24 protein-coding genes are annotated in these 21,813 nt (G+C 64.8%); 13 read left to right on the top strand and 11 right to left on the bottom strand.

What is annotated here, in order from left to right:
* Window positions 1-14 precede the first annotated feature (14 nt).
* From rsmG to hemJ, 5 genes are all read right to left on the bottom strand, one after another.
* Window positions 15-683, bottom strand: coding sequence for a 16S rRNA (guanine(527)-N(7))-methyltransferase RsmG (gene rsmG, locus ACQR1B_RS14990; RefSeq protein WP_434835881.1), 669 nt, complete (start codon window positions 681-683; stop codon window positions 15-17).
* A gap of 11 nt (window positions 684-694) precedes the next feature.
* Window positions 695-2,572: a tRNA uridine-5-carboxymethylaminomethyl(34) synthesis enzyme MnmG gene (gene mnmG, locus ACQR1B_RS14985; protein WP_434835882.1), complete on the bottom strand. Its 1,878-nt coding sequence runs from the start codon at window positions 2,570-2,572 to the stop codon at window positions 695-697.
* 194 nt (window positions 2,573-2,766) lie between these two features.
* The gene (gene mnmE / locus ACQR1B_RS14980; protein ID WP_434835883.1) at window positions 2,767-4,092 is read right to left on the bottom strand and encodes a tRNA uridine-5-carboxymethylaminomethyl(34) synthesis GTPase MnmE; all 1,326 of its coding nucleotides are present in this window, start codon (window positions 4,090-4,092) and stop codon (window positions 2,767-2,769) included.
* A gap of 186 nt (window positions 4,093-4,278) precedes the next feature.
* Window positions 4,279-5,544, bottom strand: a complete 1,266-nt coding sequence (rho, locus tag ACQR1B_RS14975) for a transcription termination factor Rho (protein ID WP_434835884.1) — start codon at window positions 5,542-5,544, stop codon at window positions 4,279-4,281.
* Between the two features lie 241 nt (window positions 5,545-5,785).
* Window positions 5,786-6,208, bottom strand: coding sequence for a protoporphyrinogen oxidase HemJ (hemJ, locus tag ACQR1B_RS14970; protein ID WP_434835885.1), 423 nt, complete (start codon window positions 6,206-6,208; stop codon window positions 5,786-5,788).
* Between the two features lie 413 nt (window positions 6,209-6,621).
* Here hemJ and ACQR1B_RS14965 point away from each other — a divergent pair, with 413 nt between their 5' ends.
* Genes ACQR1B_RS14965 through dnaQ form a run of 4 tightly spaced genes read left to right on the top strand, consistent with a single transcriptional unit; the run spans window position 6,622 to window position 9,459 of the window.
* Window positions 6,622-7,461: a pyruvate, water dikinase regulatory protein gene (locus ACQR1B_RS14965; RefSeq protein ID WP_434835886.1), complete on the top strand. Its 840-nt coding sequence runs from the start codon at window positions 6,622-6,624 to the stop codon at window positions 7,459-7,461.
* A 10-nt stretch (window positions 7,462-7,471) separates the two neighbouring features.
* Window positions 7,472-8,080 carry a Maf family protein gene (locus tag ACQR1B_RS14960; RefSeq protein ID WP_434835887.1) on the top strand — a complete coding sequence of 203 codons (609 nt, stop codon included), beginning with the start codon at window positions 7,472-7,474 and terminating at the stop codon, window positions 8,078-8,080.
* Window positions 8,081-8,122: 42 nt separating this feature from the next.
* Complete coding sequence (gene coaE, locus ACQR1B_RS14955) at window positions 8,123-8,722, top strand: dephospho-CoA kinase (RefSeq protein ID WP_434835888.1); 600 nt, start codon at window positions 8,123-8,125, stop codon at window positions 8,720-8,722.
* Window positions 8,723-8,760: 38 nt separating this feature from the next.
* Window positions 8,761-9,459, top strand: coding sequence for a DNA polymerase III subunit epsilon (gene dnaQ, locus ACQR1B_RS14950; RefSeq protein ID WP_434835889.1), 699 nt, complete (start codon window positions 8,761-8,763; stop codon window positions 9,457-9,459).
* Window positions 9,460-9,519: 60 nt separating this feature from the next.
* On the opposite strand, the gene secB is transcribed toward dnaQ, so the two are convergent.
* Complete coding sequence (gene secB / locus ACQR1B_RS14945; RefSeq protein ID WP_434835890.1) at window positions 9,520-10,008, bottom strand: protein-export chaperone SecB; 489 nt, start codon at window positions 10,006-10,008, stop codon at window positions 9,520-9,522.
* 367 nt (window positions 10,009-10,375) lie between these two features.
* Here secB and ACQR1B_RS14940 point away from each other — a divergent pair, with 367 nt between their 5' ends.
* The 3 genes from ACQR1B_RS14940 to ACQR1B_RS14930 all read left to right on the top strand — a co-directional run bounded on the left by ACQR1B_RS14940 (window position 10,376) and on the right by ACQR1B_RS14930 (window position 13,425).
* On the top strand, window positions 10,376-11,077 hold the full coding sequence (locus ACQR1B_RS14940) for a Tim44/TimA family putative adaptor protein (protein ID WP_434835891.1): 702 nt from the start codon (window positions 10,376-10,378) through the stop codon (window positions 11,075-11,077).
* A 158-nt stretch (window positions 11,078-11,235) separates the two neighbouring features.
* Complete coding sequence (mltA, locus tag ACQR1B_RS14935; RefSeq protein WP_434835892.1) at window positions 11,236-12,837, top strand: murein transglycosylase A; 1,602 nt, start codon at window positions 11,236-11,238, stop codon at window positions 12,835-12,837.
* 12 nt (window positions 12,838-12,849) lie between these two features.
* Window positions 12,850-13,425, top strand: a complete 576-nt coding sequence (locus ACQR1B_RS14930; protein ID WP_434835893.1) for a Smr/MutS family protein — start codon at window positions 12,850-12,852, stop codon at window positions 13,423-13,425.
* A 3-nt stretch (window positions 13,426-13,428) separates the two neighbouring features.
* Here ACQR1B_RS14930 and ACQR1B_RS14925 read toward each other — a convergent pair whose 3' ends face one another.
* The 5 genes from ACQR1B_RS14925 to hslV all read right to left on the bottom strand — a co-directional run bounded on the left by ACQR1B_RS14925 (window position 13,429) and on the right by hslV (window position 17,818).
* Window positions 13,429-14,550: a hypothetical protein gene (locus tag ACQR1B_RS14925; protein WP_434835894.1), complete on the bottom strand. Its 1,122-nt coding sequence runs from the start codon at window positions 14,548-14,550 to the stop codon at window positions 13,429-13,431.
* A 267-nt stretch (window positions 14,551-14,817) separates the two neighbouring features.
* Entirely contained in the window at window positions 14,818-16,122 is a 1,305-nt protein-coding gene (hslU, locus tag ACQR1B_RS14920) for an ATP-dependent protease ATPase subunit HslU (protein ID WP_434835895.1), read from the bottom strand.
* Window positions 16,123-16,128: 6 nt separating this feature from the next.
* Window positions 16,129-16,620, bottom strand: coding sequence for a GNAT family N-acetyltransferase (locus ACQR1B_RS14915; protein WP_434835896.1), 492 nt, complete (start codon window positions 16,618-16,620; stop codon window positions 16,129-16,131).
* 34 nt (window positions 16,621-16,654) lie between these two features.
* Complete coding sequence (locus ACQR1B_RS14910) at window positions 16,655-17,254, bottom strand: DUF2585 domain-containing protein (protein ID WP_434835897.1); 600 nt, start codon at window positions 17,252-17,254, stop codon at window positions 16,655-16,657.
* 3 nt (window positions 17,255-17,257) lie between these two features.
* On the bottom strand, window positions 17,258-17,818 hold the full coding sequence (gene hslV, locus ACQR1B_RS14905) for an ATP-dependent protease subunit HslV (protein WP_434835898.1): 561 nt from the start codon (window positions 17,816-17,818) through the stop codon (window positions 17,258-17,260).
* 208 nt (window positions 17,819-18,026) lie between these two features.
* Here hslV and hisB point away from each other — a divergent pair, with 208 nt between their 5' ends.
* The 6 genes from hisB to ACQR1B_RS14875 all read left to right on the top strand — a co-directional run bounded on the left by hisB (window position 18,027) and on the right by ACQR1B_RS14875 (window position 21,803).
* Window positions 18,027-18,620 (top strand): imidazoleglycerol-phosphate dehydratase HisB, encoded by a 594-nt coding sequence (gene hisB / locus ACQR1B_RS14900; protein ID WP_434835899.1) that lies wholly within the window; start codon window positions 18,027-18,029, stop codon window positions 18,618-18,620.
* Between the two features lie 26 nt (window positions 18,621-18,646).
* The gene (locus tag ACQR1B_RS14895) at window positions 18,647-19,171 is read left to right on the top strand and encodes a DUF2628 domain-containing protein (RefSeq protein ID WP_434835900.1); all 525 of its coding nucleotides are present in this window, start codon (window positions 18,647-18,649) and stop codon (window positions 19,169-19,171) included.
* Window positions 19,168-19,818: an imidazole glycerol phosphate synthase subunit HisH gene (gene hisH, locus ACQR1B_RS14890; protein ID WP_434835901.1), complete on the top strand. Its 651-nt coding sequence runs from the start codon at window positions 19,168-19,170 to the stop codon at window positions 19,816-19,818. The genes ACQR1B_RS14895 and hisH overlap by 4 nt, the downstream gene beginning before the upstream one ends.
* 58 nt (window positions 19,819-19,876) lie before the next feature.
* On the top strand, window positions 19,877-20,611 hold the full coding sequence (gene hisA, locus ACQR1B_RS14885) for a 1-(5-phosphoribosyl)-5-[(5-phosphoribosylamino)methylideneamino]imidazole-4-carboxamide isomerase (protein ID WP_434835902.1): 735 nt from the start codon (window positions 19,877-19,879) through the stop codon (window positions 20,609-20,611).
* Between the two features lie 11 nt (window positions 20,612-20,622).
* Window positions 20,623-21,399, top strand: a complete 777-nt coding sequence (gene hisF / locus ACQR1B_RS14880; protein WP_434835903.1) for an imidazole glycerol phosphate synthase subunit HisF — start codon at window positions 20,623-20,625, stop codon at window positions 21,397-21,399.
* 80 nt (window positions 21,400-21,479) lie between these two features.
* Window positions 21,480-21,803 carry a phosphoribosyl-ATP diphosphatase gene (locus ACQR1B_RS14875; RefSeq protein WP_434835904.1) on the top strand — a complete coding sequence of 108 codons (324 nt, stop codon included), beginning with the start codon at window positions 21,480-21,482 and terminating at the stop codon, window positions 21,801-21,803.
* Window positions 21,804-21,813 lie beyond the last annotated feature (10 nt).

Genomic DNA, 21,813 nt, shown 5'->3' with positions numbered 1-21,813 from the left:
GTTGCTGCGGGAATTCAGCTTTGTCGCTCGATGCAATCGATTGCGACGATCCAGCCCTGCCCGCCCGTCCGGCTGGAATGAAGTTTCGGCTCAATTTTCCAATATTTAGTAGATTCGGTCAATTCCGCTTCTACATCTTGACCCTTGAGAAACAGCGCTTTCGCGCCTTTTTTCACCAAGGGCTCCGCAAAGCCGATGAGTTGGTGTAGCGGAGCCAGCGCGCGTGCCGTCACGCAATCGACTCGCCCGCTCCACTTCTCCACGATATCCCCGATCTCCGACAAATGCACGATCCCTGGTGCCCCTGCGACGCGAATTGCTTCGCGCAGGAACGCCGCCTTCTTGGCATTGCGCTCGACCAGGTGGACCTGCGCGCCGGGCCGCTCGGCCAGGGCACAGGCCAGAACGACACCGGGGAAACCGCCGCCGCTGCCGAGATCGACCCAGATGGTGGCATCGGGTGCGAGATCGAGAAGCTGCAGAGAGTCGGCGATGTGACGCGTCCAGAGATGCGGCAGGGTCGACGGCGCCACGAGATTGGTCTTGGCCTGCCATTCCCTGAGAAGCGCAATGTAGCGATCGAGCCGCTGCTCTGTTTCACGTGAAACAGGAGTCAGCCGCAGCGCGGCGGCTTTGTCTGCGTCGACGACGTTGGACGCGATTACTGGTGATGATCGTTTCACGTGAAACGCCCTCAGCCCATAGCCTTGTTGCGCCGCGCCTCTCGGCGAAGATACGCGGCGAGGATTCCGAGCGCCGCCGGCGTCATGCCGTCGATCCGTCCCGCCTGCCCGATCGTCCACGGCTTCGCGGCCGCCAGCTTTGCACGCGCCTCGTTCGACAGTCCGGGAACGAGCGCGTAGTCGATGTCTCCCAACACTAGGCCTTCGTCGCGCCTGAAGGCATCGACGTCTTCGCTCTGCCGGCGAACATAGACGTCGTATTTGGCGTCGATCTCAAGATGGGTGGCGATCGACGGCGCAATGGAACCGAGCTCCGGCCAGATGGAGCGAACCTCGGAGAAGCCGATCTCGGGGTAGGCCATCAACTCGAAAGCAGACCGGCGTTGGCCATCGCGATTGAGCGTGAGCCCATGCTTCGCCGCTTCGTTTGGCGTGATCGTCAGTGACATTGCGAGCGACCGGGCGGCCGCGAGCGCGTCCATCTTGGTCCGGTGGAAACTCGCGCGATCCTCGCCGACGCAGCCCAGGGCAATGCCCTTGTCGGTCAGGCGCTGGTCGGCATTGTCGGCGCGCAAGGTCAGACGATACTCGGCGCGCGAGGTGAACATCCGGTACGGCTCAGTGATCCCGCGCGTCACGAGGTCATCGATCATGACCCCGAGATAGCCGTCGGCACGATCGAACACGATCGGCTCCCCGCCTCCGGCCACGAGCGCCGCGTTGAGTCCGGCCACCAGGCCCTGGCCCGCGGCCTCCTCGTAGCCGGTGGTGCCGTTGATCTGGCCCGCCAGGAACAGACCCTTCATCCGCTTGGTCTGGAGGGTCGGCTCCAGCTCGCGCGGGTCGACATGGTCATACTCGATCGCATAGCCCGGACGGATCATGCGGACCCGCTCGAGGCCCGGGATGGTCGGCAGCAGCGCCAGCTGGACGTCCTCCGGCAGCGAAGTGGAGATGCCGTTCGGATAGACCGTGGAATCGTCGAGCCCTTCCGGCTCGAGGAAGATCTGGTGTCCATCGCGATCGCCGAAGCGGACGATCTTGTCCTCGACCGACGGGCAATAGCGGGGGCCGGTCGACTTGATCTGGCCGGAGTACATCGGCGAGCGATGCACGTTGGCGCGGATCACGTCGTGGGTCGCGGTCGTGGTCCGGGTGATGCCGCACTGGATCTGCGGCGTCGTGATCTCCTGGGTCAGGACCGAGAACGGCTCGGGCGGATCATCCCCGGGCTGCATCTCGACCGCGCCCCAGTCGATCGTCGACCCGTCCAGACGCGGCGGCGTCCCGGTCTTGAGACGGCCGAGACGAAAGCCGATGGCTTCGAGCGACCGAGACAGACCCAGCGCCGGCGCCTCGTCGACGCGACCCGCGGGCCAAGTCTTTTCACCGAGATGGATGAGGCCGCGCAGAAAGGTGCCGGTCGTGATCACGACAGCACCGCAGGCGATGGTCCGTCCATCGGCCAGCCTGATCCCGGCGATGCAACCCTCGCTGACGATCAGTTCATCCGCCTCGCCTTCGATGACGTCGAGGTTCGCCGTCTCCCGGATCGCCGTCTGCATGGCTGCGGCGTAGAGCTTCCGGTCCGCCTGGGCGCGTGGACCGCGGACGGCCGGACCCTTGCGACGGTTCAAGACCCGAAACTGGATGCCACCGGCATCAGCGACGCGACCCATGAGACCATCCAGCGCATCGACCTCCCGCACCAGATGTCCCTTTCCCAATCCGCCGATCGCCGGATTGCAGGACATGGCGCCGATGGTGGCGAACTGGTGGGTGACCAGCGCCGTGGACGCAGCCATCCGCACCGCGGCCGCCGCGGCTTCACAGCCGGCGTGACCACCACCGATGACGATGACGTCGTAAGATTTCAGATGCTCGCTCATGGCCGGATATCTAGCGCTCGCGGATCAAGCTCGAAAGACGTTTCACGTGAAACATTCGCACCGGGATTTTCGGGATGTTTCACGTGAAACATCCCGACGGTATCCGCACCCTCTGTTTCACGTGAAACAATTGACGTTCGGTTAACCAAGCAACCATTCGTTAAGTATAATGGGAGCAGGGGCCGATCAGCCCCCTATTTCCCGATGCAGAACTCCCGGAAGATCACATCCAACAGATCCTCCACGTCGACCCGCCCCAACAGCCGGCCCAATGCAAATGCGGCGACCCTCAGCTCCTCGGCCATGAGCTCTTCACCGAGATCAATCGTCGTCAGACTCCGCCGCAATGCCTTGGCTGACTGTTGAAGCAACTGCCGCTGCCGCTCGCGCGTGACGAGGCCGTTCTCCGTCGCGCCGAAGTAATCGCGGGCAAAGCCGACCAGAGCCTCCAGCAGCGCACCCATTCCTTCCCCGCTCTGCGCCGAGATGCCAAACATCGCATGCGTCCCCGAAGCGGACGTCGCTTCCCCCGCCAAATCGATCTTGTTGCGGACCAGCCAGACCGGCGTGTCGCCCTGCCGCTCTGCCTCCACCTGATCATCCTCCGACAACCACAGCACCAAATCGGCTTGCGCTGCGCGGTCCCTCGCGCGTCGGACACCCTCCTGCTCCACCGGATCGTCCGTCTCACGGATCCCCGCCGTATCGATCACCGTCACCGGATAGCCGTCGAGGTCGAGTTGAACCTCGATCAGGTCACGCGTGGTGCCGGCGTGCGGCGAGACGATCGCCACCTCGCGCCGGGCCAGCTGGTTCATCAAGGTGGACTTGCCGGCATTCGGCGGTCCGGCAATCACCACAGTCAGACCCTCGCGCAGACGCTCGGCTCGACCCTGCGCCGCCAAGACCTGTTCGATCTCGGTAAGCAACTGCCTGATCCGCAACAGCGCCGGCGCCATCAGCTCGGCCGGCACGTCGCCTTCGTCGGCGAAATCGATTCCCGCCTCGATCAGGGCCGAGGCCTCGATGATCTGGTCGCGCCAGCTCCGCGCCTTGTCGCCGAGCAGACCTTTGAGCTGCCGCAGCGCCTGGCGCCGCTGGCGGTCGGTGTCGGCATGGATCAGGTCATCGAGCCCTTCGGCCTCCGTCAGATCGATCTTGCCGTTCTGGAAGGCCCGCCGTGTGAACTCCCCCGGCTCCGCGGTCCGCAGCTGCGGCAGTGCCGACAGCACGGAGAACAGCGTTGCGATGACGGCGCGGCTGCCATGGACATGCAATTCGGCGACGTCCTCTCCGGTCGCACTCGCCGGTCCCGGAAACCACAGCACGACCGCATCGTCGATCGGCTCTCCGTTGGCATCGCGAAGCAACGCCCGCGTCGCCATCCGGGGCGCCGGCATCTTTCCGGCGAGCATCTGCAGCGCAGCCCCGGCGTACGAGCCGGAGAGTCTGACGATGGCGATCGCGCTCGGCAGGCGTCCGGAGGACAGCGCGAAGATGGTCTGGTCGTGAGGATGCATGATCCTCAGTTGGCCTCACGGGCACAGAAAGACAATCGGTTTGCAGTGGCATGCTTTACGCGGGGATCGCCGCCGCGTTCGACCGCCCCGCGCAGGCGCGCGCGTCGTGCACCGACAAACAATCAACGACAAACAAAAAGGGCGCTCCGGAGAGCGCCCTTTCCAAACCCGGAGATCGTGGACCGATCAGGTATTCATCGACTCGAAGAACTCGGAGTTGCTCTTGGTGCTGCGCAGCTTGTCGAGCAGGAAGTCGATCGCATCCATGGTGCCCATCGGGTTGAGGATGCGGCGCAGCACGTACATCTTCTTGAGGTTCTGCGGCTCGGTGATGAGCTCTTCCTTGCGGGTGCCGGAGCGGGCGATGTCGATCGCCGGGAAGGTCCGCTTGTCGGCGACCTTGCGGTCGAGGATGAGCTCGGAATTGCCGGTGCCCTTGAACTCTTCGAAGATGACCTCGTCCATGCGGCTGCCGGTGTCGACCAGCGCGGTGGCGATGATCGTGAGCGAGCCGCCTTCCTCGATGTTGCGGGCGGCACCGAAGAAGCGCTTCGGCCGCTGCAGCGCGTTGGCGTCGACGCCGCCGGTCAGCACCTTGCCGGAGGACGGCACGACGGTGTTGTAGGCGCGGCCGAGACGGGTGATCGAGTCGAGCAGGATGACGACGTCGCGGCCATGCTCGACCAGGCGCTTGGCCTTCTCGATCACCATCTCCGCGACCTGCACGTGGCGCACCGCCGGCTCGTCGAAGGTCGACGACACGACCTCACCCTTCACCGAGCGCTGCATGTCCGTGACTTCCTCCGGGCGCTCGTCGATCAGCAGCACGATCAGATAGCACTCGGGATGATTGGCTGTGATCGAATGCGCGATGTTCTGCATCAGCACCGTCTTGCCGGTGCGCGGCGGCGCGACGATCAGCGCGCGCTGACCCTTGCCGATCGGCGCGACGATGTCGATCACGCGCGACGACAGATCCTTGCGGGTCGCGTCCTCCAGCTCGAGCCGGAAGCGCTCGTCCGGAAACAGCGGCGTGAGGTTGTCGAAATTGACCTTGTGCTTGGACTTCTCGGGATCCTCGAAGTTCAGCGTGTTGACCTTGAGCAGCGCGAAATAGCGCTCACCCTCTTTCGGGCTGCGGATGTGGCCCTCGATGGTATCGCCGGTGCGCAGGCCGAAGCGGCGGATCTGCGAGGGTGACACGTAGATGTCATCGGGGCCAGGAAGGTAGTTGGCATCCGGTGACCGCAGAAATCCGAAGCCGTCCGACAGAACCTCAACGACGCCCTCACCGATGATGTCGGTTTCCTGGATCGCGAGCTGTTTGAGGATGGCGAACATCAGCTCCTGCTTGCGCATCGTGCTGGCGTTCTCGACCCCGTTTTCCTCCGCGAAGGAAACGAGCTCGGCCGGCGTCTTAGACTTGAGGTCCTGGAGTTTGATTTCCCGCATGGGGGTGGTCCTGTGGAAGCGACTTGGGAGGGATGCGAGGTGGCTGTGGGAAGGCGGACGAAAATGAGGTCCGCAGGTCTGAGCAAGGTTGGCGCCAATGAGGCACCAGACCTGATGCGGCGGCCGGTCGAGCCGGAACGCAACCACATCCGCCTGCGTGGGGTGGGATGTCAGGAATATAGAAAATTGCGCTCGCCTCCGCAAGGCGAATGCAGCGGAGCGGTATTGCCTGGAAAATCGATCAGAACGGCTTGACGATCACGAGAATCACGATGCCGATCATCAGGAGAGTAGGTAACTCATTGATATATCGATAAAACTTCTGGCTTCTGGTATTCCGGTCAGCGGCAAATTCCTTGACGTAGCGGGAAAACATGCCGTGCACGCCGGAGAGGATCAGAACGAGCAGAAACTTGCCGTGAAACCAGCCGCTGGCATACCAGTGACCGGCCCAGGCCATGTACAGTCCGGCAAGCCAGGTCACGATCATGGCTGGATTGATGATCGCCTTGAACAGGCGACGTTCCATGACCTTGAAGGTCTCGGACTGCTTCGAGCCGATCTCTGCATCGCAGTGATAGACGAACAGGCGCGGCAGATAGAGCATGCCGGCCATCCACGCGATGACGGCAATGACATGCAGCGCCTTGATCCACTCGTACATCGGTCGGGCGATCCTCTCGCGGGGGTGCTCGCATCGGGAGGCGAGACATATCCGCTCGCACGATCGCTTCCAAACCAAATAATTTTAGAATCTTAAGGTTTGAGTCTAGGTAACGGTGGATTGGACTCATGCAATTCAGCCAGCGGATTTTCCGCAGCTTGTTCACATCCTTCAACAGGCCTTCGACTGCGACCTGCCCCGGCCGGAGTCCGATGTGACTCAAGAGCTTGTCCGCGACCATGGACAGCTTATCCAGAGACAAATGAACCGCCTCCCGATATCATCGGAGCACCCGCTCGAATTATCCCGGCTTGCGGCCATGTGAAGAACTTTCGGGGTTATACAGAAGGGGCCGCCGCGGGCCGCTTTTTGACCCCGTCCTTCACAGGGATTCACAGATCGTTAAGGATTTGATGCCCACCACCGGAAATTACTTTCACCTGCATCTGGTTTCCGATTCGACAGGTGAAACACTGATCACGGTCGCGCGAGCCGTCGCCGCGCAATACGCCAACGTGACGCCGGTCGAGCACGTGTATCCGCTGGTACGCAGCCAGAAGCAGCTCGATCGCGTGCTCGACGAGATCGAGGAAGCGCCGGGCATCGTGCTGTTCACGCTGCTGGAGAAGGACCTGGTCAGCCGGCTGGAAGGCAAGTGCCAGCAGATCAACATCCCGAGCCTGTCGATCATCGGTCCGGTGATGCAGCTGTTCGAGGCCTATCTCGGCGCGTCGACCGCCGGCCGCGTCGGCGCCCAGCACGTGCTGAACGCCGAATATTTCGCGCGCATCGACGCGCTGAACTACACGATGCTCCACGATGACGGCCAGATGGTCGACGGTCTCGAGGACGCCGATGTGGTCCTGGTCGGCGTCAGCCGGACCTCGAAGACGCCGACATCGATCTATCTCGCCAACCGCGGCGTGCGCACGGCGAACGTGCCGCTGGTTCCGGGCATCCCGATTCCGCGTCAGCTGGAGACGCTGAAGAAGCCGCTGGTGGTCAGCCTGCATGCGACGCCGGAGCGGCTGATCCAGGTGCGGCAAAATCGGCTGCTCAGCATGGGTGCAGAATCCGGCAACGAGACCTATGTCGACAAGCAGTCGGTGACCGATGAGGTCGCCTATGCCCGCAAGCTCAGTGCGAGATTCAACTGGGTCATGCTCGACGTGACGCGTCGCTCGATCGAAGAGACCGCGGCCGCTATCATCAAACTCTATACCGACCGGCAGCGGCAGCGCCTGCCGGAATGAGCTGACGACGATGACCTTGTGGTGTGGTGACGAGAAGCTGGTTCTGGCTTCGCAGAGCCGAGCGCGACGCATGCTTCTGGAGAACGCCGGTCTGGCGTGCGAGGCGGTGCCGGCCGACATCGACGAGCGTGCGATTCAAGCCGAGGCCGGGCTGGTCGCGCCTTATGAGATCGCGCTGCACCTGGCCGTGGCGAAGGCGCAGGCGGTCTCGGCGATCAAGCCCAATTCCTATGTCGTCGGAGCGGACCAGACGCTCGCGCTCGGCGAACGCATGTTCAACAAGCCCGCCGGCCGGCAGCAGGCCATGCATCAGCTGCTGGCCTTGGCCGGGCGCACCCATGCGCTGCATTCGGCGATCGCCGTCGTGAACAACGGCGAGGTGCTGTTCTCGCATGTCGCGGTCGCCTGGATGACGATGCGTACCCTGACCGAGAGCGACGTGGCCGCCTATCTCGATGCAGCCGGCCAGGCCGTCTTGTCGAGCGTCGGAGCCTATCAGCTCGAAGGGCTCGGCGTGCATCTGTTCGACCGGATCGACGGCGATCACTTCACCATTCTCGGCCTGCCATTGCTGCCGCTGCTGGCGTATTTCCGCGAAGCAAGGCTGCTCAGGTTCTGAGGCGAGGCGGTTCCAAGGCAAGGTTACGGGAGCGAAGGCGGGATGAGAGTGCTCGGGCTGACCGGCTCCATGGGCATGGGGAAATCGACCACCGCGAAGCTGTTCGCCGAAGCCGGCGTACCCGTCTACGACGCCGATGCCACCGTCCATCAGGTCTATGCAAGTGAGGCTGCGCCGGCCGTCGAAGCCGCGTTTCCCGGAACGACCGTGGACGGCAAGGTCGACCGGGCCAAGCTGTCGGCCAAGGTCGTCGGTGATCCCGAAGCGATCCGCCGTCTCGAAGCCATCGTGCACCCGATGCTGCGGTCCTATCATCAGGCTTTCCTGGACACCGCCGAGCGCTCCGGCGCGCCGGTCGCCGTCGTCGATGTCCCGCTGCTGTTCGAAACCGGCGGCGACAAGCGGGTCGATGCCGTGGTCGTTGTCTCGACCTCCCCGGAGATCCAGCGTCAGCGAATCCTGGCGCGCGGCACGATGACGGAAGAGGCGCTCGATGCGCTGCTGGCGCGGCAGATGCCGGATGCCGAGAAGCGACGGCGCGCCGATTTCGTCGTGGATACGTCCGATGGACTCGACCCGGTCCGGGCGCGCATCCGCGACATCCTGGCCGAGGTCGTTAGAATGCCGCAGCGGCGCGGCTGATTCGCCGGCTTGCAAGTTCTGTCAACGGGTCAAGTCAGATGCGCGAGATCGTCCTCGACACCGAAACCACCGGCCTCGACGCGCTGCGCGGCGATCGCCTGGTCGAAATCGGCTGCGTTGAGATCGTCAACCGCATGCCGACCGGGCAGGTTTATCACCGCTACATCAATCCGCAGCGCGACATGCCGGCCGAGGCCTTCGCGGTCCACGGCCTGTCGACGGAATTCCTGGCCGACAAGCCGCTGTTTCACGAGGTGGTCGAGGACTTCCTGGAGTTCATCGGCGATGCACCGTTGGTGATCCACAACGCGTCGTTCGATATCGGCTTCATCAATGCCGAGCTCGATCGCGTCAAACGTGCGCCGATCCCGCGAGAGCGTCTGGTCGATACGCTGTTGCTGGCGCGGCGCAAGCATCCCGGCGTGTCGAACCGGCTCGACGATCTGTGCTCGCGCTATGCGATCGACAATTCACGCCGCACCAAGCACGGCGCGCTGCTCGACGCCGAGCTGCTGGCCGAGGTCTATGTCGACCTGGTCGGCGCGCGGCAGTCGCAGTTGATCCTGACTCAGGAAACCCAGGAGATCCGTGTCGGCGTGGGGGGCGATACGCCGCGCCGCCAGCGCGATGTGCCGTTGGCTCCGCGCGTCACCGAGGCGGAGCGGGAGGCGCATCGCGCCTTCATTGCCACCCTCGGCGACAAGCCGATCTGGATGGAATTTCTGTCCGGGACGTGATCCGCGCCATCCGGCCGCGGACCACGTCCGTCAATCATCGAAAATAAAAGCCTCAACCGATCAGCTGGGCCGGCCCTGTGCGGCCTCGGCGGCAGCCTGACGCTCCATGTTCTGGCGGTACAGGCCGACGAAATCGACCGGGTCCAGCATCAGCGGCGGGAAGCCGCCATCGCGCACCGAGTTGGCGACGATCTCGCGGGCGAACGGGAACAGCAGCCGCGGGCATTCGATCAGCAGCATCGGCGAGAGGTTCTCGCGCGGGATGTTCACCAGCCGGAACACGCCGCCATAGACCAGCTCGAAGCTGAACATGATTTGGCTGCCGCTCTCGGCCTTGCCTTCGATCGTCAGGGTCACTTCATATTCGGTGTCGGCCAGGCTGTTGGCGCCGACATTGATCTGAATATTGATCTGCGGCGGCTGACCCTGGGGCGCCAGGGACTGCGGCGCGTTGGGGTTCTCGAACGAGAGATCCTTGATGTATTGCGCCAGCACGTTCAGTTGAGGAGGAGGGGCCGCCTCGGGTGTGGCGCCGTTACCGTTGGTCATCGAAGTGTTCTCCAGGCACAAAGGGGCGGTTCGTTGCGGCGCGTGGCTACCATAGGGCCGGCTTGTTCCACAAGGACGAGCCGCTGGGCGCCGCCAGGGCCACCAAATACGAGTTCTTCCCGTCCGTCTGCCTCGATTTGTCGCACGCCGTGAATGGGGCACCGTCGGGACCGGGGCGATCCGATTTCCCCTTGGCCGGGAAAAGGGTTAGGATTGGCGTGCCACAATGCGCCATTGGCTGGGCCCAATTCGATGACTACATCCTCCGGAGACGGGCCGTTCATCGGTCTTTACCCGGTTCTTGGTAGACGGGCGTTCGATGGCCAGACCCCGCGTCCGGCCCGACAAGTCAGAAAGCGAACACGACGTGGACATTTATACCATCATCTTCCTGGCATTGGCGGTCTTCATCTTCGTGCGCCTGCGCGCGGTGCTCGGGCAGCGCACCGGCAGCGAGCGAACGCCGTTCGATCGCGCCGCCCGGAACGCCGTGCAGGGCGCGCCCGACAACCATGTGATACCGGTTCCCGGTGCTCCGATCGATCCGGCCGGCCCGAGCGCGGGCGCCGACATCGGCGTGCCGAGCGATCGCTGGCGTGGTCTGGCCGAACCGGGGACGCCGCTCGCCCGTGGCCTCGATGCCATCGTCGCCGGCGATGCGTCGTTCGATCCGCGTCATTTCCTGACCGGCGCCCGCAGCGCCTATGAGATGATCGTTCTGGCCTTCGCCAATGGCGACCGGCGCGCGCTGCGCGATCTGCTGTCGTCGGAGGTCTATGACAGCTTCGATTCCGTCATCAAGGATCGCGAGAAGCACGAGCAGAAGACGGAGACCCGGTTCGTCTCCATCGACACCGCCGAACTGGTCGGCGCCGACGTGCGCGATCGCACGGCGCAGCTCACGGTGCGGTTCGTTTCACAGATGATCTCCGTGACCCGCGACAAGACCGGCAACATCGTCGACGGCAATCCGGAGAAGGTCGCCGACATCACCGACATCTGGACGTTTGCCCGCGACACCGGTTCGCGCGACCCGAACTGGAAGCTGGTCGGCACCGGCAGCAATTGATGCGAACCGGCCGGCGGCTCCCGTGGCCTGCGGCCGTGGATTCGGCGGTCACTGCTTTCCAACGGAGGACGATGCGGATCTCCCGCTCTTGAAATGCCGGCTTTTTGAAGTTCCCTTTTTTCGAGTTTCGCGTTGAGTGGTACTTTGATGGTGCAGGCATGGTTCGCGAAATTTGGAAGCGGGGTTTTACGGCCCGTCACCTCAAATACTGGACCCCGGCGCTTGCGTTGAGCGTCGCGGCCGTCGTGCTCGCGCCTTACGCAGCGGAGGCCGTGCGCGCGCGCCACCATTCCGCCGCGGCGCCGGTGCGCCACCTGCCCTACCCTCAGCTGGATTCGCCGCTCGAGATTGCCAACAGTCAGTATCTGCCACTGACCTGGAACGACGTGCCCGGCTGGAACGACGATGACCAGCTCGCGGCCTACCGGACGTTCCGCGCCAGCTGCAGGCCGATCGCCGCCAAGCCCGACGGCGCGGCCGAGGACAAGGCGCTGGGCGATTCCTTGCGTGATCCCTGTCGCGAGGCGCGGGCGGCCGATCTTGCAGACAACGCCGCAGCAAGAGCTTTCTTCGAGCGGCACTTCGAGCCGCTGAAGATCTCAAAGCTCGGCGATTCCGACGGCTTCGTCACCGGCTACTACGAGCCCGTCATCGAAGGATCGCGCACCCAGAACGAGGTCTACAACGTTCCGGTCTATCGCCGTCCCTCGAACCTGTTCGTCCGCGGCTTCAAGCAGGACGCGACGAGTTTGCCCAACAAGGGCGCGGTCTATCGCAAGATCGGACGGCGCAAGCTCGTGCCTTACTATGATCGCGCGGAGATCGAGGACGGTGCCATCGAAGGCCGCGGGCTGGAGATCGCCTGGCTCAGGAATCAGACGGATCTGCTGTTCGCACAGATCCAGGGTTCGGCGCGCATCAGCCTCGATGACGGCTCGACCGTGCGCATCAACTACGATGCCTATAATGGCTTTCCCTACACGCCGGTCGGCCGCGTCCTGATCGAGCGCGGCATCATTCCGCGCGAGCAGATGTCGATGCAGCGCATCCGCGACTGGATGGAGCAGAATCCGGAAGGCGCCAACGAGCTGCGCCGGACAAACCGTTCCTACATCTTCTTCCGCGAGGTGCAGCTGTCGGAGAAGGACGAGGCGATCGGCGCCCAGGGCATTCCGTTGACGCCGGGCCGCTCGATCGCGGTCGACAAGTCGTTGCATGTTTACGGCACGCCGTTCTTCATCACCGGCGAGCTGCCGATCGACTCGGAGAAGCAGAAGAACCCGTTTCACCGGCTCATGATCGCGCAGGACACGGGATCGGCGATCGTCGGGCCCGCGCGTGCCGATCTCTACTTCGGTGCCGGACAGGACGCCGGCAAGGTGTCCGGCCGGCTCAAGCACAGCATCCAGTTCGTGATGCTGGTGCCGAAGAGCCTCGATCCGGTCGCGCGCGGCCGCAAGATGCCGCTGCCGGATGCACGCCCGTCGGAGAAGATCGCAAAACTGTTTCCGCAGGTGCTGCCGACGGACGCTCCCAAGGAGCCGGTCAATCAGGATCAGTCCGGCAAGGTCGCCGCAGCAGCGGCGGTCAAGGATGCGAAAGCCCCTGCCCCGGCGGCCAGCGCCAGCCCGGCGACCACGGTCGCGCAGAATGTCGTGGCGCCACAGCCGGTCCCGCTGCCGGAGGCCCGGCCCCGCATTGAAAGTGATCGCAATATCCGCCGATTGCGTTATGGCAGACGCCACCGCAATCACCGATGAATCGCCGCGTCCATGTCGCATGATCCCGAGCCGCCGCGCGGCCGTCGCAAGCGGGGCCTCTCCGAGGACGAGCGCACGCTGTGGGAGCTGGTGGCGCGACAGGTCAAGCCGCTGCGCAAGAAGCCGCGGCCAGTGCGGCCGCATCCACCGATGACGACGTCCGAACCACAGCCGGACAAGCCGACCATGACGCAGCGTCAGGTCGTGCCGGTCGTCGCACCTAAACCGGCCAGGCCGGTGATTCCGCCGCTGGTGTCACTCGGCCGCAAGGAGCGCTCCAAACTGTCGCGCGGCCGTAGCGAGATCGACGCGCGGCTCGACCTTCACGGCATGACCCAAAGCCGCGCGCACCAGGCGCTGCATCATTTTCTGCACCGCGCGCAGCATGACGGCCTCACCTTCGTGCTGGTGATCACCGGCAAGGGCACGATCGGCGCAGATCCCGAACGCGGCGTGCTCAGGCGGCAGGTGCCGCACTGGCTGAGCCTGCCGGAATTCCGCTCGCTGATCGTCGGCTTCGAGGAGGCCCATACCGGCCATGGTGGCGCCGGCGCGCTCTATGTCCGCATCCGGCGCCCGCGCGGCTGACCATCAGAACGGGCGGATGATGCCGACCCGCGGGATCACGGTGACGATCCACCCCAGGATCGTGGTCTTGCGATCGTCGGCGTCGATCGGTGCAATCGGCCTGGTCGCCGGCAGCGTCTTCACCGCATGCAGCATCAGCACCATGCAGACGACCCAGCTCGAGATCCATCGCGAATAGTCGAACACCATCGCGAACATCACGGCGTAGGCGAGGCTGATGACGATCAACGCGGCGATGACGATTTGGCGATGGGGCTGCTCGGACAAAGCATTGATGGTGTCCCTGAGCTGGCGCCACAGCGGCGCATGCAGCCAGAGCAGCAGCGCGTAGACGGGAACGCCGAGCAGGTTCGACGGCAGCCGCGCCCAGGTGTCCTGCACCTCCTTGGCCAGCGGCTGGTACCAGACATAGGCGAACTGCAGCAGCGCGGTGCGCGACGGATCGACCATTCGCGTCTGCAGATAGTGCACGAAGTCGGCCTCGGGAATCGGCATGGTGCCGGCGAACTGGGCCGCCAGGAACAACACGCCGAGACCTGCCAGCGCGCCTGCGCCGACGGCGAGATCGCGCCGCGTGATGGCACGGGTCAAATAATGGCGCAGCACCACGATCGCGGCGATGGTCGGCACATACATCAGGAGATGGATGTGATGGATCAGGACGAGAGCCGCTGAGATGAGTGCCGCGAAGAGCACGTAGGCGAGCGAGCCGGCCGGCACCAGCAGCAGGATGATGGCGCCGAGGCAGCCATAGATGTCGAAATGGCCGAGCGTGAACAGGAAGTTCTTGAACACGAACGGCGAGCCGGCCGTGAAGATCAGCAGCGGCAGCTGGCCGCGTTCAATGCCAAAGGTTCGGCGGAATAGCTGCACGAACAATGCGAAGGTCATCAGCCAGACGCTGCCGGCGAGCGCGAACACCAGCCAGACCGGCACCTTCGCGGTGAACAGGCCGACGATGGCCCCGATCAGCGCGCGCTTGATGAAGCCGAAATGATAGTCGACCAGCAGGTGGATGTAGGGGATGTAGGGCGGCAGCGTGAGCTTGTGCAGAAAGACGCCCAGCATCACCGCGGCGTTGACGGCGAGCATCAGGCGCCAGTGTCTGCTGTAGGCGCCGGTCATGCCAAGCCCGAGTGGCGGCGCGTCTTGAGCAGGTCTTCATCCCACCCAACGGTGCCGTCCCGGCCAGGCATCGACGGCGCGGCTGCGCTGTCGATGCGCAGGGCCGGGATCCATAGCCACCGCTGTCCATGTTGAGGCAAGGCTGGGGCCGCCATCTTGTGCCGCGACGATAGCTGGTGGTTATGGGTCCCCGCGTTCGCGGGGACGACAGCGGAGTATGAGGCGGGCACGTCGCAAACAGGCGACGTTGCTACGAAGCGCAGCCGCTTACAAAATAAACCTACTCAGATCGGTGTTCTTGGCGAGATCGCCGATGTGCTGCTGCACATAGGCGGCGTCGACGCGCATCGTCTCGCCGGTGCGGTCGGATGCCGTGAAGGAGATCTCGTCGAGCACGCGTTCCATCACCGTCTGCAGCCGCCGCGCGCCGATGTTCTCGACGGTGGAATTCACCGCGACCGCCACGTCGGCCAGCGCATCGATGGCGTCGTCGGTGATGTCGAGCGTCACGCCCTCCGTTTTCATCAGTGCGACATACTGCTTGATCAGCGATGCCTCCGGCTCGGTCAGGATGCGGCGCATGTCGTCGCGCGTCAGCGCCTGCAGCTCGACGCGGATCGGCAGCCGGCCCTGCAGTTCCGGCAGCAGGTCCGAGGGCTTGGCGATGTGGAAGGCGCCCGACGCGATGAAAAGGATGTGGTCGGTCTTGACCGCACCGTGCTTGGTCGAGACCGTCGTGCCCTCGATCAGCGGCAGCAGGTCGCGCTGCACGCCCTCGCGCGACACGTCGCCGCCCTGGCGGTTCTCGCGCACGCAGATCTTGTCGATCTCGTCGAGGAACACGATGCCGTTGTTCTCGACGACGCTGATCGCTTCCTGCGTCAGCTGGTCGTTGTCGAGCAGCTTGTCGGATTCCTCGGCGATCAGGATGTCGTGCGAGGCCTCGACCGTCAGCCGCCGGGTCTTGGTGCGGCCGCCGAGCTTGCCGAAAATGTCGCCGATCGAGATCGCGCCCATCTGCGCGCCCGGCATGCCCGGGATCTCGAACATCGGCAGGCCGCCGCCGGACGACTGCGTCTCGACCTCGATTTCCTTGTCGTTCAATTCGCCGGCGCGCAGCTTGCGGCGAAACGAGTCGCGGGTCGCCGCACTGGAATTGGCGCCGACCAGCGCATCGAGCACGCGCTCTTCGGCGGCGAGCTGGGCGCGCGCGGCGACGTCCTTGCGCTTGCGCTCGCGCACCTGCACGATCGCGACCTCGACCAGGTCGCGAATGATCTGCTCGACGTCGCGGCCGACATAGCCGACCTCGGTGAACTTGGTCGCCTCGACCTTGAGGAACGGCGCGCCGGCGAGCTTGGCCAGCCGCCGCGCGATTTCCGTCTTGCCGACACCGGTCGGGCCGATCATCAGGATGTTCTTCGGCAGCACTTCCTCGCGCAGGCCGGAGTCGAGCTGCAGCCGGCGCCAGCGGTTGCGGAGCGCAATGGAGACCGCCCGCTTGGCGTCGGCCTGGCCGACGATGTAGCGGTCGAGTTCGGAGACGATTTCGCGGGGGGAAAAGTCGGTCATGGGGCTCTAGCTAGGCTCGGATTGGCGGTGAGGCAAGTCGCCGGGCTCGCAGGACATCAGGAGCGCCGGACCGTCCGGCGTTTCGACCAGGCGGTCGCGCCGGAATCCGGCCTTTTCATAGGCGCTGATGGCACGTGCATTGGCCGGCGACGGGTCGGTGACGATGCGCGGGACGCCGCGTTGAAACATCAGGCCGCAAAAGGTCCGGATGGCGAGCGGACCGAGACCCCGCCCGAGGTGCTCCTCGCCGGCGATGAACAGGTCGATCCCGCGGGTGCCATCCGGCTGGGGGCCGAAGCCCGCGTTCCATGCGGTGAGCGTGTAGCATTGCAGATAGCCGGCCGCTTCGTCGTTCAGCAACATGATGTATTGATCCATCGCGGGATCGTCACGATCGCCATCGATCAAGGCCAACTGCACGTCCGGATCACCCCACCATTCCCGAACATGGGACTGCTGCAGCCAGCCGCGGATCGCGGACAGGTCTTCGTCGGTCATTGGGCGGAAACCAACACTCACTGCTACCCTGCCCTCACAGCAGCGGCGGGCCGGCCTGCCACTGCCGGATCGCCTCGGTCGGATAGATCAGCATCAGAATGTTCAGGGTCAGGTTGTCGCGGATGTGCAAGCCAACCCAGATCTCGAAGACGACCGCAATCAGCACGGTCGCCCAGACCGGCAGCAGGCGCGCCAGCAGGAAGCCGGTGATCATCGCCATGTTGTCGCCGACGGAGTTGACGATGCTGTCGCCGTAATAATCCAGCGAGATGGTGGCGGCGCGATAGCGCTCGATGATGACGCTGGAGTTCTCGACCAGCTCCCAGGCGCCCTCGATCAGCATCGCGACGATCAGCCGGCCCTGCCAGGGCAGGAACGGCAGGATCAGCACGGTCAGCGCATAGAACAGGAAGCCATGGATGATGTGCGAGAACGTGTACCAGTCGGTGAGGTGCTGCGAATTCTCCGAACTCTGCACCGCGCCGTGCCACAGCTTCACTGTGCCGCAGGCGCAGATCGGCAGCCGGCCCATCGCGAACAGCAGCGCGGCCTGCAGCGCCAGCAGACCGAGCACCACCGCGAGCCAAAGCCCGGACGATCGTCGGGTCGCGATGCCGATCTCGTCCGTGGTCATCGTCTACTCGGCCGACAACGCTTCGACGGTGACGTTGCGGTTGGTGTAGACGCAGATGTCGGCGGCGATGTCGAGCGAGCGGCGGACGATGCTCTCGGCGTCCTTGTCGGTATCGAGCAGCGCCCGCGCCGCGGCCAGCGCATAATTGCCGCCGGAGCCGATCGCCATCACGCCTGCCTCCGGTTCCAGCACGTCGCCGGTCCCGGTCAGCACCAGCGAGACCTCCTTGTCGGCCACGATCATCATCGCCTCCAGCCGGCGCAGATAGCGGTCGGTGCGCCAGTCCTTGGCGAGCTCGACCGCGGCCCGGGTCAGCTGCCCCGGATACTGCTCCAGCTTGCTCTCCAGCCGCTCGAACAGCGTGAAGGCGTCCGCGGTGGCGCCGGCGAAGCCGCCGATGACGTCGCCCTTGCCGAGCTTGCGGACCTTCCGGGCATTGGACTTGATCACGGTCTGGCCGATCGAGACCTGGCCATCGCCGCCGACCACCACCCTGCCCCCCTTGCGGACGGTCAGGATCGTGGTGCCGTGCCAGACGGTGGGCTCGTTCGAGGATGCGTACATGGGGGGTCCCTGGTTGATGCCCTCATTTAGGGCCTCGGGCCGGGGGATACAATTACCGGGTCCCTGCCCTGCCCGACCGCTTGCGTCCGTGGGCCTTGAAATCCGCTCACCATGGCCCGAGATCAGGGCCTTCGGAGCGTCATCCCGCAGTAGCTAAGGTGTCATCCGCCTGATAAAAGGGCCGCGTTTTCGAGGGAAAGCTGACCCCATGCGTAGCGCGACCATCAAGCGCAAGACCAAAGAGACCGACATCGAGGTAGCCGTCAATCTCGACGGCACCGGAGTGGTTGATATCGCGACCGGGATCGGCTTCTTCGATCACATGCTGGATCTGCTCGCCCGGCATTCCCGCATCGACATGACCGTCAAGGCGGTCGGCGACCTGCATATCGATTTCCACCACACCACCGAGGACGTCGGCATCGCGCTCGGCCAGGCCGTGCGGCAGGCGCTCGGCGACATGGCCGGCATCACCCGCTATGCCTCGGTCCATATGCCGATGGACGAGACCCTGACGCGCGTCGTGATCGACGTCTCGGGCCGGCCGATGCTGGTGTTTCGCACGACTTTCGCGCGCGACAAGATCGGCGAGTTCGACACCGAACTGGTGCGCGAATGGTTCAACGCCTTCGCCATGAACGCCGGCATCACCCTGCATGTCGAGACGCTCTACGGCGAGAACGCCCATCACATCGCCGAATCCTGCTTCAAGGGTCTGGCGCGCGCGCTGCGTGCGGCGCTCGCGATCGATCCGCGCAATCAGGGCGAAGTGCCATCCACCAAGGGTCAGCTCGGCGGCTGACCTCCCCCGTCCAAGGGATTTTCGACATGCCCGTCTATACGGTCCACGCGCCCCTCGCCTCTGGCGCCGATCTGCGTTCGACGGATCGCTTCGTGTTCATCCGCGACGGCTTCCATCTCTGGGCCGCCGTGCTCGGCGCCGTCTGGCTGGCGTGGCATCGGCTGTGGCTCGCCACGCTCGGCTGGGTCGTGCTGATGATCGTGCTCGACGTGATCCTGGTGCGGGTCGGAGTCGGTGGCGGCACGATCGCCCTCGTCAATCTGCTGGCCGCGATCCTGCTCGGGCTCGAAGCCTCCAGCCTGAAGCGCTGGAGCTATTCGCGAAGGCATTGGCGCCAGCTCGACGTCGTCGTCGCCGATGATCTCGATGCCGCCGAGCGCCGCTTCTTCGAGCGCTGGGCGGCCCGGCGCAGCGATCTCGGCTACGACAATCACACCGTCGATCGCGGCGCCGCACCGCCGACGCGCGACAACGGCAACGGACAGCGGCCGCCGCCGCTGCCGCACGCCAGCATCATTGGCTTGTTTCCCGAACCCGGAGGTGGACGATGAGCGTTGCCATCATCGATTACGGCTCCGGCAATCTGCATTCCGCTGCGAAAGCGTTCGAGCGCGCCGCGCGCAGTATGGAAGATCCGCAGAAGGTCGTCGTGACCCGCGATCCCGACATCGTCTATCGCGCCGATCGCATCGTGCTGCCCGGCGTCGGCGCCTTTGCCGACTGTCGCCGCGGTCTCGATTCGGTGGACGGCATGCTGGAGGCGATGACCGAAGCGGTGCGCCAAAAGGCGCGGCCGTTCTTCGGCATCTGCGTCGGCATGCAGCTGATGGCGACGCGCGGCAAGGAGCATGTCACGACCGACGGCTTCGACTGGGTCGCCGGCGACGTCGAGAAGATCACGCCTCGCGACGAGAGCCTGAAGATCCCGCATATGGGATGGAACACGCTCGATGTGCTGCAAGAGCATCCGGTGCTGGAGCGGCTGCCGCTCGGGCCGAAGGGCCTGCACGCCTACTTCGTGCACTCCTATCACTTGAATGCCGTCAACGAGAACGACGTGCTGGCGCGCGCGGACTACGGCGGTCCGGTCACCGCGATCGTCGGCAAGGACACCGCGATCGGCACGCAATTCCATCCCGAGAAGAGCCAGCGGTTCGGTCTCGCCTTGATTTCCAACTTCCTGAAATGGAAGCCGTGAGCGCTGTCGTCCTGTTCGCCCCGGGGCGGGCAGGGCACGCTCTTGAGAGACACCAGATATGATCCTGTTTCCCGCCATCGATCTGAAGAACGGCCAATGCGTGCGCCTGGAGCAGGGCGACATGGCGCGTGCCACCGTGTTCAATCTCGATCCCGCCGCGCAGGCCAAGAGCTTCGCCGACCAGGGGTTTGACTATCTCCACGTCGTCGATCTCGACGGCGCGTTCGCCGGCAAGCCCGTCAATGCGCAGGCTGTCGAGAAGATGCTCGAGGTCGTCAAGATGCCGGTGCAGCTCGGCGGCGGCATCCGCGATCTCAAGACGGTGGAGGCCTGGCTCAACAAGGGCATCACCCGCGTCATCATCGGCACCGCCGCGGTGCGCGATCCCGAGCTGGTGAAGACCGCTGCCAAAGCGTTTCCCGGCCGCGTCGCCGTCGGGCTCGATGCCCGCGACGGCAAGGTCGCGGTCGAAGGCTGGGCCGAGACCTCCGAAGTGACCGCACTCGATATCGCCAAGCGGTTCGAGGATGCCGGCGTCGCCGCGATCATCTTCACCGACATCGCGCGCGATGGCTTGCTCAAGGGCCTCAACCTCGATGCCACCATCGCGCTCGGCGACGCCATCTCGATCCCCGTGATCGCCTCCGGCGGCCTCGCCTCGATCGAGGACGTCAAGGCGATGCTGACGCCACGCGCGAACAAGCTCGAAGGCGCCATCGCTGGCCGCGCGCTGTATGACGGGCGGCTCGATCCGGCCGAGGCCTTGGCGCTGATCCGCGCGGCGCGCGGGTAGGGGAGAACACAATGTTCAAGGTCCGTGTCATTCCCTGCCTCGACGTCAAGGACGGACGGGTCGTCAAGGGCGTCAACTTCGTCAATCTGCGCGACGCCGGCGATCCGGTGGAAGCGGCGATCGCCTATGACGCCGCCGGCGCCGACGAGCTCTGCTTCCTCGACATCACCGCCACCCACGAGAACCGCGGCATCATGCTGGACGTCGTCCGGCGCACGGCGGAAGCCTGCTTCATGCCGGTCACGGTCGGCGGCGGCGTCCGCACCATCGAGGATATCAAGACCCTGCTGCGCTCCGGCGCCGACAAGGTCTCGATCAATTCGGCTGCCGTTGCGCGGCGCGAATTCGTCAAGGAGGCGGCCGAGAAGTTCGGCGAGCAGTGCATCGTGGTCGCGATCGATGCCAAGTCGGTCGCCCGGCCGGGCGGCGGCTCGCGCTGGGAGATCTTCACCCATGGCGGCCGCAAATCGACCGGCATCGATGCCATGGAATATGCCCAGGAGGTGGTATCGCTGGGGGCCGGCGAGATCCTGCTGACCTCGATGGACCGCGACGGCACGCGCCAGGGGTTCGACATCCCGCTGACCCGGGCGGTCGCCGACAGCGTCCCGGTGCCGGTGATCGCGTCCGGCGGCGTCGGCAATCTCGATCACCTGGTGGACGGCATCCGGCAGGGCAGGGCGACCGCGGTGCTCGCGGCCTCGATCTTCCATTTCGGGGAATTTACCATCCGTCAGGCCAAGGAGCACATGGTGCGCCAGGGCCTGCCGATGCGGCTCGATCCCTGACGACATTGCGCCGCAAAAATGTTAGATGAACGCTGTCTTGACCCGCCGTCCATGGCGGGCAGCGTTCCGAGCACTGGCTGATGTCCCGCTTCACGCTTCACGATCTGGCTGCCATCATCGACGCGCGCGCCACGGCGGGCGCCGAGGTGTCCTATACGCGCAAGCTGCTCGACAAGGGCCCGTCGCAATGCGCCAAGAAGATGGGCGAGGAAGCCGTTGAGACGGTCATTGCCGCCGTCGGCACCGACCGAGACCACCTGATCTCTGAAAGTGCCGATCTGCTGTTTCATCTGTTGGTATTGCTGAAGTCGCGCGACGTCCGGCTCGAGGAGGTCGAGGCGGCGCTCGGCAAGCGCACCGGTCAATCGGGGCTGGAAGAAAAGGCGTCGCGCAAGACGGAGTAGGGCGCGGCGG

The organism is Bradyrhizobium oligotrophicum (assembly GCF_051168495.1).
Taxonomy (GTDB): Bacteria; Pseudomonadota; Alphaproteobacteria; order Rhizobiales; family Xanthobacteraceae; genus Bradyrhizobium; species Bradyrhizobium oligotrophicum_A.
This window is presented reverse-complemented; position numbering and strand designations above follow the sequence as displayed.